The organism is Pyrobaculum organotrophum, from assembly GCF_055384425.1.
On sequence record NZ_AP042430.1, the window covers coordinates 1,425,842 to 1,439,746 of the forward strand.

General features: G+C 51.5%; 12 protein-coding genes. All 12 read right to left on the reverse strand.

Annotation, left to right across the window (positions count from 1 at the left end):
• Positions 1 to 29: 29 nt before the first annotated feature.
• Positions 30 to 965, reverse strand: a complete 936-nt coding sequence (ccsA, locus tag ACZ49R_RS08745; RefSeq protein WP_464732759.1) for a cytochrome c biogenesis protein CcsA — start codon at positions 963 to 965, stop codon at positions 30 to 32.
• A complete protein-coding gene (locus ACZ49R_RS08750; RefSeq protein ID WP_464732760.1) occupies positions 962 to 2,362 on the reverse strand; it encodes a hypothetical protein in 1,401 nt (466 codons plus the stop codon). Before ACZ49R_RS08750 ends, ccsA (ACZ49R_RS08745) begins: the two co-directional genes overlap by 4 nt.
• Entirely contained in the window at positions 2,343 to 4,850 is a 2,508-nt protein-coding gene (ccsA, locus tag ACZ49R_RS08755; RefSeq protein ID WP_464732761.1) for a cytochrome c biogenesis protein CcsA, read from the reverse strand. The genes ACZ49R_RS08750 and ccsA (ACZ49R_RS08755) overlap by 20 nt, the downstream gene beginning before the upstream one ends.
• 35 nt (positions 4,851 to 4,885) lie before the next feature.
• The gene (locus ACZ49R_RS08760) at positions 4,886 to 6,046 is read right to left on the reverse strand and encodes a hypothetical protein (protein WP_464732762.1); all 1,161 of its coding nucleotides are present in this window, start codon (positions 6,044 to 6,046) and stop codon (positions 4,886 to 4,888) included.
• 170 nt (positions 6,047 to 6,216) lie between these two features.
• On the reverse strand, positions 6,217 to 7,323 hold the full coding sequence (locus ACZ49R_RS08765; RefSeq protein WP_464732763.1) for a hypothetical protein: 1,107 nt from the start codon (positions 7,321 to 7,323) through the stop codon (positions 6,217 to 6,219).
• 55 nt (positions 7,324 to 7,378) lie between these two features.
• Entirely contained in the window at positions 7,379 to 9,142 is a 1,764-nt protein-coding gene (locus ACZ49R_RS08770; protein WP_464732764.1) for a S16 family serine protease, read from the reverse strand.
• Entirely contained in the window at positions 9,127 to 9,831 is a 705-nt protein-coding gene (locus tag ACZ49R_RS08775) for a NapC/NirT family cytochrome c (protein ID WP_464732765.1), read from the reverse strand. Before ACZ49R_RS08775 ends, ACZ49R_RS08770 begins: the two co-directional genes overlap by 16 nt.
• The gene (locus ACZ49R_RS08780) at positions 9,828 to 11,411 is read right to left on the reverse strand and encodes a hypothetical protein (RefSeq protein ID WP_464732766.1); all 1,584 of its coding nucleotides are present in this window, start codon (positions 11,409 to 11,411) and stop codon (positions 9,828 to 9,830) included. The genes ACZ49R_RS08775 and ACZ49R_RS08780 overlap by 4 nt, the downstream gene beginning before the upstream one ends.
• Complete coding sequence (locus ACZ49R_RS08785; RefSeq protein WP_464732767.1) at positions 11,393 to 12,148, reverse strand: hypothetical protein; 756 nt, start codon at positions 12,146 to 12,148, stop codon at positions 11,393 to 11,395. The genes ACZ49R_RS08780 and ACZ49R_RS08785 overlap by 19 nt, the downstream gene beginning before the upstream one ends.
• A gap of 106 nt (positions 12,149 to 12,254) precedes the next feature.
• On the reverse strand, positions 12,255 to 12,692 hold the full coding sequence (locus ACZ49R_RS08790; RefSeq protein WP_464732768.1) for a hypothetical protein: 438 nt from the start codon (positions 12,690 to 12,692) through the stop codon (positions 12,255 to 12,257).
• A 19-nt stretch (positions 12,693 to 12,711) separates the two neighbouring features.
• Positions 12,712 to 13,278, reverse strand: a complete 567-nt coding sequence (locus ACZ49R_RS08795; RefSeq protein WP_464732769.1) for a hypothetical protein — start codon at positions 13,276 to 13,278, stop codon at positions 12,712 to 12,714.
• Between the two features lie 18 nt (positions 13,279 to 13,296).
• Entirely contained in the window at positions 13,297 to 13,881 is a 585-nt protein-coding gene (locus tag ACZ49R_RS08800; RefSeq protein ID WP_464732770.1) for a hypothetical protein, read from the reverse strand.
• Between the last annotated feature and the right edge of the window lie 24 nt (positions 13,882 to 13,905).

The following is a 13,905-nucleotide window of genomic DNA, read 5'->3' on the forward strand; positions in this document are numbered from 1 at the left end:
AGCATATGTATTACAGTTGTACAAAAAAACTACCTTTTTAACCTCCTCCACACCTCTAAAACCGCCGCCATAGTTAGAAAATACAAAGCCGCGTTTACATAGGCAGAGTAGTGCCTAACTAAATACACCCTCCCCCCATCTACCACAACAAAATTACCCACCAAAGTAGGCCTTCCATCTACAAAAGCAGGACTAAGAACAGACGCGGGGTCTACATGTACAATTCTCCCATCAGCCAGCACAATCCCCCCCGCGGTTACATTAACCACTCTCACCGGGCTGTAGAGAAGCCAGGGGTACATAAGGGCTAAGACGGCGGCGGCCCCCGCCGCGTAGAGCAAGAAGAGGCGCCTAGGCGGTTTTACAAAAAGAGAAGCTATAAATAGGGCGAACACTATGGCGACCCTCAGCCCCATATAGGCTCTGAGAGAGCCTCCGAGAGTAGCGCCGGGCCTCGGGTGGAAAGCCGCCGGCGCTAAATACGGCGCGAAGAGAGAGATTAAAGCCAGGGCAAAACCCGCCGCGACAAAAGCCTCCCTCAACTTAACGCTTCTATCCGGGTCCTCAACCCCCCTTTTTATAGCTGGATACAAAGAGAAGACAACCGCCAACACGAGGATAGAAAGCTGCCGCGGGTCCATAGCCCACGGAGAGCCCCAGCTCTCCGCCGCCCAGATAGTCCCGGAGACAAAGGCATACCATCCAAACGCCGCAACTACATACGCCGAGTAGTCAAGCAACTCCACCCTCCTCAGCCCCCTCACGAGGCCCCACACGGCGAGGACAAAGGCAAGCCCAGCGGCTACATACAACGCCATGGCCGCAGGGACGTGGACATAGATGTTTAAATAGGCCGTGGGGGCGCCCACCTCCTCTATATAAAGCGGGAAGGGCCCCCAGCCCACAAGCCAAACCGCCGTAGCCACATCCAACGCCGCTAGAAACCAAAGCACAAGACCCCTCATAACAACCTCCTCAACACAAGACCCCCAATCAGACCTACAAAAGCCACAGCCAAGACGCCCCAGTTGACCCCACCGCCTCTTGTCTCCAAGGGCGGAGGAGCAAAAACCTCCCCCTCCCCACCCCCAGGCGCCGGGATAAAGCCAGATATTTTATGCGGATCGACGCGGAGAGGCGGCGTATATGCGAGAAAGTGGCAGTTAAAACAAGACGTCCACACGACGACAGGCCCAACGCCGATTGGAAGCGTCGAGATATAATCTCTATAAAAGGCGTCTAGAAGGCCGACCTCGATATTTCTAGGATAGTTATCTATCAACGCGGAGACAGCCCGCGTGGCGTTGTACTGAGTATATGCAAGAACCCACCTATTTACAGACGCCGGGTTTTGAGAAGGCGGAGAAGCAGAGCCGGCGTAGCTGTACAAAACAGCGAATTTATACCCCCCGTAGCTATAGCCGATGTGAACAGCCGCGTGACACTTACAGCCAATCCCACTGTGTACAGAACTAGATACATAAGAAGCTATAGCCGTGTGGCACCGAGTGCAGTTACTCCAGACGTTGTCAGAACCCCCATAGATAGAGCCAATTATGTTGTGAGTCCACACGTTTGTACTAAAGCCCGCGGCGGGCCCAAAGCCCGCCGGCCCATGACAAGGCTGACACGTGTCATTATGCAACCTAAAGGCAGTAGAGGGGTTAGTCACAGGCGTGCCGTTGTACCCAGCCGCCACAGACCAAGGACTTAAAGCCAAGAAGTGGCAGGAGAAACACGAAAGCCAACTACCATTTTCAATTTTCCCATACGTCCCGCCGATGCCAGTAGGCCCAGGCCCCGGCAGAGGAAGAACGACGTCCCCCCTCTGCCAATCCCACACAGCAACTACAACAACGTTACGAGATCCACTATATTGATTCCAAATCAGTCTCAGATTGGGGGGGCAGTATGTGTTGCAGTCATAGACCAACTTGCCCTCTCTAAACTGTAGCCCGGGAGAGACCGTGGGGTAGGAAACGCCCCACGGGAGGTAGCCAACCACAAGAATAGGGTAGAGGAAGGTGTAGCCGTGATTCCGCATATTTATATGTATGACTACGTGGCAGGCGCAGTTGGGATCCATAGCTCTGAAGTAGGAATGGCAGTAGCAGTACTGCCCCTCTCTGGGATATATGGTCTTGTATAGCGTGGCGCTGTTGAGCCTATAATGTACAGACTTCCATATGTAATTTGTAGCGTACTCGTCGTGGCAATTCCAACAAGTCTTGCCTGTTTGTACAGTTAATATGTTTTGATCAGTGCCGTGGCAGTCTGGACAGTTGCCGGTGTAGCCGACTCTCACGGCGGCGGCTAACGCGGCGAGGATTAGTAGTATTAGGCTAACGGCGGCGGGCCGCATAGGCTAGTAGTAGGGCTACTGCGGCTCCTGCAGATACCCATAGGAGGTTTACGGCTGGGATTTCTTTGACCGATATCGACAGCTGATCGCCGGCCTCGGCGGTGGTGAAGTCTATAAGGCCGTTGAGAAACGTGACGGCGAAGTTTTGGTCTGTCAAGGCGTTTTGTAGATTAGCCGCAGTAATTATCGCTGCGGTCCAGAGAGAGTCGCGGCTTGAGGTGTGGCGCCAGTAGTACAAGGCGGGGGCGGGCCAGAGGGCCAGCTGGCCTTGTGCATACGGCGGAAATACTGCAATGTATACATCGCCTAGGTCTCTGGGTATGTGTAATACAGCAGGCACAAGCCCTCTGGCTCCCGACGCCTCGCCGTTTAGATAGTAGTATATATAGCCCTCCGCCGGCGCGCCGTCTATGGCGAGCTTTACCTCTGTTGCGACTCCCAGCGGTAGAGAAGGCGGCGGGCCCTCCCGCACTATTTTATGTACATAGCTGAAGTTTGCCAGCGTTAGATATATCGGCGATTTAAACAGCCCATATATGGGGGTGCCGGGGGCGGAGGCCATATAGTAAAGCGTGAGGTTCATATCTAGCTGAAGCGGTAGCTGGTAGCCCCCCGCCTCTCCCCGCGCGGGTTTAAACACTAGGTAGTCCCCCCTCCTCTCAATACTTAAGTCGGTGACGTTGATTAAAACTCCTCTAACGTCGACGAGAGCCGCCTTAATTGTAGAGTTTACCTCGGCGACGCCCATAAAAGCTGGGTAGAGGTAGAGGGCGTTGGGGCCGTGTCCAACATATGTAAACAGAGAGGCGTTTTTAACCACGAGGAACCCCTCTGGGGTTTTAAACTCCACATCGCCGAGGGGGATAGGCTTATTTACGGCGCTGAACAAAAGCGAGAGAGCCGGGCTTTTCTCAATTCTACGCGCCGCCTCCTCCACCATAGGCTTCACCTGGGCCAGTAGCGATGAAGAATAGAGGAGGCCGCTGGCCGCGAGATTCGGCACTGGGTAGACGCGGGCGTCGAAACGCTCTCCTAACATAGACATGTTATAGCCTACGAGCTTTATCTCCACTCCGGCCACGCGGGCGGAGGCCCCAGGCTCGATATCTACATCTACAAAATAGCTTTTGTTGTAGGCATACGGCAGACTCACCACAGCGGCTATAAAAAACAAGAGAAGGGCGAGGTGGAGGAAGCCCAAGACCTCTCTCTTCCCTACAGCTCTATAGGCGATAACCAAGGCGGCTGGGGCCCCCCAGGCAAGCGCCGCGCCTATGGCGACGTTAGTTAAGACGTGAGACTTAGGCGAGGGCAGAAACACGTCTGTCAACACCAACGCGGCGGCTACGGCAGTGGCGGCGGAGCCGGCCGCCAGATAGAGCTTAAGCAGGCGGCCGCCCCTCCCCAAGTAGATAAGTGGCGCAAACGCCAGAGTGATCCAGACTAGGAAAAACAAAGCTGGGTTGTAAAACCACATCCCCTGGTCCATCTGAGGCGGAGAGGCTTGAACGCCGAGGGCAACGCCGAGGGAGGGGAGGAACAACGCGCCGTAGAGAAACACAGCTGCGGCGAAAAGCGGGAAGAAGGCGAGGAGTTGCGACCAGACGCCAGGCTCAGGCGTCAGCTTGGGAAAGGCGATTGTCAAAACTCTCCTTAGAAACAGAAAGAAGTAGAAGAGAGCCGCCGCAATAAGCACATATCCCGCCGCCCCCGGCGAGGCGAATCCATGTAGCGGACTCATGCCAGTCCTTGTCACAAACAGCGCTAGAAACACCGCGCTTGCAACTAAAGCCGAAAGCGCTTTTTCAAAATCTTTTAGAAACTTCGGCGTATGTATATAAGCGACGGCGGCCACAAAGACCATAAGTTGCGCAGTCTCGACGGGGTCCCACGCCCAGTAGCCCCCCCAGCCGAAGGTCACATAACTCCAATACCCCCCGAGGACTAGGCCTGTAAAAAGAGTCGCCACGCCTACATAAGCCATTCTTCTATGTTCTGTCAAAGCCGCCGCAAGCACTAGAGCATATCCGGCGAAGACCAAAGGCGGATGTACAAGAGTCCAGAAGCTCCTAAGCAATGGGTTTATCCCCCCGCCTATGGTTTCGCTAGGCCAAGTATCAAACGCGCCGTAGGCCGCACCAACGGCGCCGGACAAAACTACAAGTAGAGCTAGAGCCCTCGCCTTATTTAGCGGGGCGAAGTACACAGCGATAGATAGAAACAGAGCGAGGAGGAGCATAGAAGAGCCGGCGCCTGACCAAGACGCCGCCAGCCTAAGCCAAAGCGGCATGCCTAAATTTACGTTTTTCGCCACCTCTGCAAGAGAAAAATCAGGCGCGATGAAGCAGTAGGCGTAGTAAGCCCAAGAGATCCACAGAGACAGAAGAGCCGCCAGTAGAAAAACGCGGCGTGGTTTAAAAAAGGAGTAGACTACCCACGAGGAGAGAGCCGCGAGAGAGGCCAGGAAGATATAGCCCGAGATATGCACGTCTTCAACCACTTGTTAGTTAAAAAACCTAGTTATTACATTTGGACATTTGTCATACTTCTTGTACTCAGCCGCCATATGGCCAGAGGCGCGGCCACAACTATAAACCACAGGAGGGCGTATAGAAACGTGTTGATGTAGATTACCACGTCGACGTCGAAAGAAACCGCGGTGCTACAGCCCACCCCTAGGGAATACCCCCAGATACATGCAAGACCTGTGGCGTATGTATCAACCCCCGGCCTGATCCTAATGAATACTATGTGTGGAAATATGAAGAGGGTCTTCTCAATAGTTCCGCCGTTTAGATACTTTAGATCAACCACAAGCGGAGTCTCGATCTTTTCAACTCCCTGGATTCTTAGAAGAAAAGTAAAACGGCCGAGCCCAACCTCGCCGTTGAAGCCGTAGCGCCCGCCCCGTAGCGCGATAACTCCGGCGTCTGCCGGCCGGACCTCTCCGCTTGGGCTCACCGCAGAGGCGAGGTGAACTGTGGCGTTGTATGTAGGCACCAACAACGCCGGGGTGAAGTAGAGAAAGAGGGCGAACCCGGCCAGAAATACGTAGAGCGGAACTGCTCTCTTCCCCAACGCCACGGCGAATCCAGCTAGTAGAAAAAGTGGCGCGTATGTGCCGACGGGCAGGAAAAACACCGCGATTAAATACAGCGCAAGGCCTACGAGAAGCCCACCCACGGATTTTAAAACAGATGTGGCAAAGCCGGCTAAGAGGAGGCAGGAGACAGCCACGGCGGCTAAAGCCCACTGGGGGTGTAGAAACGCAGAGGGGGGGCCGGCCAAAAGCTTTAGAAATCCGTAGAGCAAGCCGGCTGCCAGTGGGATTAGCAGGAGGGAGTATCTACCGGAGGGGCGGGGGCCCCGCCTAATGAGTGGAATGTAGGCCAGCGCCAAGAGAGGTATATAGCTCCAGCGGCCGAATACATACCCCCCGTCGATGATTATCTGCGTAACAGCGGCTATCCCCCCCATAAGTCTAGCCAGCTCCCCGCCGCCGAGCCTCCAGACAACCCAAGAGAGGAGCGTCAGATATGCAAAATAGGGGCTAAACACGCCGTGTGGCCCCACAGAGGTTATATAACCCACGGCGCTCAGCGCTAGGCCAACTGCGGCGAGCAAATACCCAAGGTCCCAAATGGCGATAGCTAATGTATAAAACAGAGCCGCGGCTATAAACACAGGCCATAAAAACCCGGCGGTCCCCCCTCCTAGCCAGACAGCCGCGGCGGATAAAGCCAAGACAAATAAAAATGGGAGATTTACCCTATACCCCCCCACTGGGGAGAAGGTGAAGTAAAACCGGATAAAAACAAGGAGATATTTAAGGTGGGTAAAAAAATCACGCACGTTTAGAACAGCCTCCTCCTGGCTATTACAAACAGCCCTGTAAACAACGCCGCGCTGGCCAGAAGGGCGACAATAGCTAAATTCGGCGCAACTACGCCAGCGTTAGCTGAGGCAGGCAGAACAATTTTGTGCGGGTCGGTGATAGAGTTAAACACGTCCTCTGGAATGCCGATTTTCCAAACTCCGCCAAACTCCATAATCTTAGCGGCGCCCACCTGGCCCTTGTATATAAAGTGGCAGTTGAAACACGCCGCAAACGCGGGGTTCTTCCTAACCGGCACGTTGTATGGATATCCGCCGTATTTAGCCCAAGGCGAAGTCAGTATAAAGGCCCCCTCGTGGATGTCAAACACGCCAACGATAATAGTCTCGCCGCCGGGAGCGACGTCAGTTAAAGCATGTGGAGCAGATATCTTCCCGCCGCCGGTGCTAAGCCTCGAGTAGTTCTCATATCTAGCGAAAGGCCCAGTCGTTAGAAGACTAAAGAAGTCGGTAGTTATCAACTGCGCCTGGTTTGGATAGATAGTTACGTTGCCGTATTGGTCTTTTGTATACCCGACGGCGAGCGCAACAGCTTTAATATATGTAACAGACGGCGGGGTGGAGACAGACCAGCTGATTTGATACGACGTAGAGCCCGGCGTTCCGTAGAAACATACCTTCTGCGGCGCAAGCCCAGTCTGCGGCGGGCTCTGGCCCCAGTAAGGGCCGGTGACTGCACCTAGGTTGGGAGTGTAGTAGTAGATACAGGCGGTGTAGCCGGCCGTAGCCGTGCCGTTGCCCACGTGCGCCACCGCGTGGCAGGCACAGCCGTAAGTGCCTTGTATACCTCCGTGGGGAGTGTTACTTATCTGGGTAGCAATCGCCGAGTGGCAGTTTGCACATTGTAGCCATACGTTAGTGCCTGTCAGAATCTGGTGGTTCCAGACGCACTCCGTTGTTGAGGGGTCGCATGAGCCGGTGCCGCTGGTTAGCCAGGTCACTCCGGCTGAGGTGGCGGTGGAGTAAGTGTGGCATGCGTCGCATTGGGGTGGGTGGTTATAGTGTTGTATGCCGGCGTGTACCAACACGGCTAGCGCCAGCGCTATTAGCAATGTTTTGAGCTTCATGTGTGAAGAAAACTTGGATAAATATAAAGTTGACTATTATACTTGTTCTAATGGTTTACTTTCTGTATCTCCAGTATACCAACTGTACAGCTGTTATAACGGCTAGAGTTGCAATTATGTAGATGGCTGTGGAGCCGCCGGCTTCAAATGTAGGCGCCTTTGGAGGCGGCGCCTCGGCCTCCGGCGTCGTTGAAAAACCCCCCGTTGGTTTTGTAAATAGGTATAGATAGCGGCAGGCTTGTATACGCGCCAGGTGGTATATCCTAGTCTCGTTTACCGGCGTTACGGCTATCTGCGCCAGCTGGGCCGCCGTTAGGTAGTTCTCTGGCATTTGGCGGGCGGCCGCCGCGGCGTAGTATATATACTTCAAGGCGGTGGTGTTGGGGAAGGCCGGGTGTAGGGCGAAGTAGGCGATGGCGTTTGTAAGAGCCTCTTGTAGATAGCCTAGAGCCGCCGCCGTGTTGTTGCTCCAGAGAGCCGCCGCGGCTCTGTATAGATTTATCTTTGCCTCATCTACGAGGGGGGATTGTATATTTGTGGCGTAGCTGTAGAGCTCTGCGTAGCGCACAGCCGCCTCTACATATTTATAAAACGCCTGTGCGTCTACCTCCGCCGCCTTGGCGGCGGGCTGGGCGTATAGAATTGCCCTCCAGAGATTTGCCAAAACTTCGCCGTAGGCGTACGCAAAAACTGCGGCGTATGTCGGCGATTTAAATACGGCGTATAGAGAGGCATATCTGTTTACATCGCCGAGTTGTCTTTTCGCCAGATGTAGATACATGTGGGCGTAGGAGGCTTCGCAGAGGTTGTCATAGCCGAGGGGAGTTCTCTCCACCACCTTCTCAGCCACCGTTAGTAGAGCTGTGGCGTATATGTCCATTTCTCTAAGGGCCTCTTCGCCGTCTTGCAACAGCTTTATGTAGAAGTAGAGCGTCGCCGCTTGTTTAAACGCTCTTACAGAGGCCTCGGGGGCTAGGAGGCCGCCAAGCTGTAGATAGGCCGCCGCGGTCTTTAGCTTATCTACTACAGCCGGCGAGGAGCCCGCGGTTTCTAAAGTCAAGTTTATAAAACGCCAAGCCTCCCTCTGTATTAAGCCCGTGGCGTTCGGGGCAGAGGCCTTCTCCACTATCCGCCTCGCCTCTGCGTCGAAGAGCTCGAGTTCTCTCGAGATGTTATACAGTTTGTTCTGCGCTATATATACCGCCTGTATTACATTGCCCACCTCCTCGGCGGGTATTATCTCGCCTATTTTCTGCGGCTCTACTACAAGCTCCTGCACCACAGAGCCGTATACGCCGTAGAGCTTAGGCTTAAGCACGATCTGGTATTTATTACGCTGGAGGAGTGGATATAGGAGAAGTCTAAAGCCGTAGGCTCTAGCTCCAAAGGCCTTCTCGGGGAGGCCTCCGACGAAATCTACCAAGCCGCCGGGGGTCACAGCCCCTGTCGCCGCTATTGAGGAGTTTATCTCTACGCCGGTGAGGGCGCTGTAGGCTGAGAGAAATACCGCAAGGGAGAGGCTGGGCCCCACTATGGAGTTTGAGGCGTTTCCAAAAGGCTTTATATAGACCGTGTAGTTGTAGGAAAGCGGGTTTAGCCCAGCCGCGGCAGCCGCCTCCCAGCAGGCGACGACTGTAGAGATGTTTAAAAGCTGGTCGTAGTACCACAAGCCGCGTATTGTGACAGAGCCGCCGCCGGGGGCTACCTCTACTTTCACCGCCACAGGCACCCCCTCCCCCCCATACACAGCCACGCCGTAGGCAGTAGAGGCGGAGACAGCCGCCGGAATTAACAAAAGGAGTATCAACGCCCGTGACATGTTACACAGTTTGTAAACTGGGCTGGGTTAAACGGCGCCGCGCGCGGCCCGTGGCAACTTATACACGGCGTCCCCTGGCCGACGCCGATTTGGCAGTCTGGGCCTATTGGCACATACCACCTCGCCCAGGGGCTGTGGCATTCTAAACACACGGCCGTGTTCCCCTTCTCCACCTCAGCCCATGCGTAGCTGTGGAATTGTAAATGCCGCGGGATGATTTTATTGACGTCGTGACATGTTTGACACGCCGTAGTTAACTTAACCTGGTCGTGTATGCCGTGACATACCGTACATGTGCCTAGGCTAGCCGCTAGTCTTATGTGTACCGTATGTATATTCAACGGGACTTCTTTATGGCACTTTTGGCATGTCTCAAACATCTGCGGCTTGTAGCGCTCGGCTATCTGGGCGCTGGTCGGGTTTTCCACTATTTGTACAAACAGCCAGCGGGGTATGTCGACGCTATGGCAGGTAGTGCATGTGAACGCCCCGTGGGGAGTTTTGCCTATCTGCGCCACGGCGGGGGCCATGTTGTGACACAAGACGCAGAACTGCCTAGAGTTGGGGTCGTAGTTTATATAGGCCCAAAAGGAGGCTACAATAACCGCCACGGCCGCCATGATAAGTAGCAGGACAACACGCGGCGTTAGCGACTCTCTGAGCCTATCTAGGTATCTGGCCCCCTTCATAGCCTCCTCGAGAGAATTAACGAGGGGAGCGCCACGGCGAGCCCAACCACCAACTGCGTCAGCAGATCTGGCCCCCTCCCCTCCGGCTCCTCTACTTCTGGGTCTACGTAGAGCAACGTTCTTCCCTCGGCTTTAAACTCCGCTATATTTCCGCCGTAGAGATATATAACTACCGCGTCGGCTTTTTTAACCACGGGCGTAAGTAGCGATATTGTAAACGTGGTGTTTCTAGCGATGTAGTACCCGCCGGTGGTAGAGTTTACAAGGACGTTGGAGGGGTGCGGCACCAACGCCCCCTCTACCCTGTAGAAGACGACAGGGAAGATGTAGATGGGGCCTCCTGGAGTACGCGGCTTTGCGGTGATGTTAACTACGTTGTAGACATAGAGCGTGTTGGAGGCCAGCGGTATCTCCAGTCTAAGTAGGGGTTGCGGTTGCTGGAGAGATATGGGGTAGAACGTGGCGTTGACAAGCGGCGCGATTGTGTTTAACGTAACGGGTTTTATAGGGAGGGCGGGTAGCGGAATTACGGCATTCTTCACGAGGTTTGCTACGTCTTGTTTCACAGTTAGATTACCCTGTATTGGGGCTGTGGGAGTTATGTGGAGGATTAAGACGTTGGGCTTTTCTACTTCTACATAGTATGTAGGTCCTGCCGGCTCTATTGTGGTTTTTAGGCCTTCTGGACTTACGGCGTCTGTAAGCACAATCCTTAGCTGTACTTCTTTAGCTAAGACTTTGGTCTCTGCCACCATGCCCTCCATCTTGACTTCGGTTTTTTCCTGCGGTACGATGTTTATAGATCCTGTGTTATTTAATACATTTACTAGGGCGCTTCTCATAAGCGCTTTTAGTTCTATTTCAAGTTTTGTAATATTGCCGTATATGGGTATGTCTTGTGGTATAATTACTTCTCCACCTGGCGGAAGTCTCATTGTGTAGTTATTTACATATAGTATTATATCTAGATATTTTGTAATAAAGTGGTAGGTCGGCCTAAATACTATTCTTACCGCATTTGAATGGTTAAATTTGCCCCAACTTATTACATCAAGCATGGCGATGATGCCTCCGTATGGATATTCAAGAGTATAACGTATCCAACGGCCGGGGTCTATAACTTCTGTCCTTATTCTGAAGTCTACTAGGCGCCACTCAGGCACTATGGTTTTATTTAATTTGATAGTGTCGTAGAAAATTTTATCTACATAGCCATTTCTCTGTATTTGTATTATAGTTAGGTTGATCTTTGTTAATGTTGTAGGTTTTTCTTGGCATACCGTATTTATGAATAAGCTCTGTGCCGATATCGATATGTAGTCGACTGGGTTTTTTAAGACGTATATTTTTGTATTGTTTAGTTTTAATCCACAGTGGTACTCGTATGTAAGTACTAGTGTTGTAAATACGTCTTTGCCATATATTTCAAAATACTTAGTATTATTTACTATTATATCTATTTGTATATCTATATTAGTTTTTAAATATGTCACGTTGTGTATATTTATTTTAACAAATGGCGGAAGCCCTAGGGCTGTTGTAGCTAGCATAATTAGTAAGACTAGTGGCAGTCTAGACATGATTTCCCTGTTATATCGGGTGGCTTGAGTTTGGTGTGGCACGAGGTACAACTTGTGCCTTTGGCTATTCCGTTTAGACACTGGGGGGATATTGGTAGTTTGTACTTTTTATTTAGGTGGCACTCTGTACAGATTTGGTCGCCAAAGCGTAAGACAAATTGTTCTTTGTGGAATTGCATATGTCTTTTAATTATATCGTCTAATGTGTGACATCCTTCGCATAGTTTTGAATATGACAGTTTTGTTGGTTTTTCATCTGTTTTTAGTAGGATTGTGCCGTTGTGAGGTATGTGGCATATTGCACATGTCTTTAGAGATAGTGCTATCTCTAGGTGTGTACTGTGGAGTGGTATGTTTGTTAACTCCTCTTCTTTGTGGCATTTAAGACAGGGCTCTGACATCCCATGTAGTGGGTGGTATTTTTTGAAAATTTCTGGGTCAGAGGGGCGTTCAGTTAGATAGTAATATATCGAGTTAAATAGCGTGGGGGGCGTAGTTTCGTGACATGCGTGGCAGTTAAATTTGGAGTGTATTGGGTCTAGTTGTGGGTATATGTTGTGGCAAAAACTACATAGTATGTTTGCTCTGGGGTCGTATTCGTAGAAATACCATATGATTGGAGAAAGTAGAGCTAGTACAATAATTATAATTAGGAGGATTTTTAAAAAATTTTTTAGGTTAAGTCTAGGGGCTTTTATATGTTTTATAAAGCTTGTAAATTTTGCCGTAAATTCCACGTATCTATATGTCCTTAGTTTAAAAAGTTTTTATATTCTTCTTATCCACTTGGTATAATTATTGTACACGAGAGTGAGGAGTATCGACTTGTGGAACTACTTCGGCTTAGATACACTCTACTTTTATAGCCTCTCCGTCGGTCTCTGTTTTACATCCGATGCCTTCTAGTATTCCCCTCAGTGTTTCTCTAGACGCGCGGTCGTTGACGCGGAAGGTGTAAGGCCCGACTCTGTTGGCTTGGAGAACCTTCGGCCCTATTCTTGTTAATATGTCGAGAAATTCGCTGGGGCTGTAGTAGGCCCTGAGGAGGATGCCTGCCTCTTTGCCTGCTTCATAGCCTCCGCGTCCTAGGCCTAGGCTTCTGGCCAGGCGGCATATGTGTACCATGTCTATTGGGTCTATCCCGTGGTTCATCGCATCTACTGCAGTTTTTATAAGATATTCCAATACCTCGCTTGGTTTTCTGCCCAGACTTTTAACTCCTCGGTAGAACTCTTCGGCTAACTCTCTAGCTATAGCAATGCGTGCATATTCTCGCGGCATGTCCAAAATTGTACAGTAGTTATAATATTTTTCCCGGACATTCTACTTCTGCTGTAATTACAGAGTTGAGAGTTATCTTGGCTGTACATCCAAATTGCCTAATTACCCCCTCGGCGAAATATACGAGACATTTGGCAGAGAGGGGGCCGGCCGGGGCGAAGTATATTTTCCAGATGTTTCCAGCTTTACTTATATTAAATCGCGCCGTGGGGAACTGGGCAAATAGGAGAGATGCTGCTCTTATCAACTCGCCGAAGGTTTTAAATTCAGACAGAAGCGTTTTGGCAAACTTTTCCCCAGTCTCTCTGAGATAACTCTCCGTCTCTGGGTCGTTGCATATATCCCACTTCTTTGCTAGGAGTTCGAAAAAGGAGAGAGGCACGGGCACGACGTCAAATGCTATTATTTTCTCAAATAATTTATACATCTCGAGGGCGTTGGCCGGAGTTACTCCTCTTTTCAACATCTCTGCAGCTAGTCTGAGGGCATCTGTGGCTAGTCTAATAATAGAAAAGCCGTGGCTTTTTGCAAGAGATGCCACTTCTCTAGCTACATCTCCTTCTACTGGTACTGTAGATCTAGACACAGTAAGAAATTAGCGATGTTACTTATATTTAATACAGCTGTGGTGTGTCTTCTCTGGAATCCATAGTAGTGGCTTTATTGTCTCCTCCACTGCAGGGGGCAGCCTCAGACGGTCGAGCTGAGTTATTATGTAGACTTGGCTGGCGGCCCAGTTGCATATATATGCTTCTCTTATAGTAAAGCCCAGCTTCCGTATTGCGGCTCCAAGCGCGGCTAGGTAAAACGCTACGGCTGTGGCGTCTAATTCTACCCCCCAGATCTTTCTAACTGCGTCAAGCCAGCGGGGGTCTTCCTCTTCTACGAGGAGGGCTATGGCCCCCTTCACTGTGGCTTGGTAGCCTCTGCCCGCCGGGAGGACTAGCCGGTTTTTTGCAAGGGCGTAGACGGCGCGGTAGACGGCAGAGGTGCTTAACTCCGCCTCTTTTGCCACGGCGTATGGGGTAAGCGGCTTGGGCCAACGCTCTACATATCTCTTCAGCACGGGGCACCACCCCTCCGGCAGAGGCGGCAGGAGGTCGTGCCAGAAGTATTTAACAACTCTCAACACGCCGCATGTATAATGCGTAGTTAATAAAGTATAGTATGCAATATGCGCATCTCTCATATGTTTTGTACATATTTACGTCGT

Bases quoted from the DNA above. Each gene is read 5' to 3' on its own strand.
- ACZ49R_RS08780 (WP_464732766.1), bottom strand. From the start codon at position 11,411: ATGTCTAGACTGCCACTAGTCTTACTAATTATGCTAGCTACAACAGCC.
- ACZ49R_RS08775 (WP_464732765.1), bottom strand. From the start codon at position 9,831: ATGAAGGGGGCCAGATACCTAGATAGGCTCAGAGAGTCGCTAACGCCG.
- ACZ49R_RS08770 (WP_464732764.1), bottom strand. From the start codon at position 9,142: ATGTCACGGGCGTTGATACTCCTTTTGTTAATTCCGGCGGCTGTCTCC.
- ccsA (WP_464732759.1), bottom strand. From the start codon at position 965: ATGAGGGGTCTTGTGCTTTGGTTTCTAGCGGCGTTGGATGTGGCTACG.
- ACZ49R_RS08765 (WP_464732763.1), bottom strand. From the start codon at position 7,323: ATGAAGCTCAAAACATTGCTAATAGCGCTGGCGCTAGCCGTGTTGGTA.
- ACZ49R_RS08790 (WP_464732768.1), bottom strand. From the start codon at position 12,692: ATGCCGCGAGAATATGCACGCATTGCTATAGCTAGAGAGTTAGCCGAA.
- ACZ49R_RS08750 (WP_464732760.1), bottom strand. From the start codon at position 2,362: ATGCGGCCCGCCGCCGTTAGCCTAATACTACTAATCCTCGCCGCGTTA.
- ACZ49R_RS08800 (WP_464732770.1), bottom strand. From the start codon at position 13,881: ATGAGAGATGCGCATATTGCATACTATACTTTATTAACTACGCATTAT.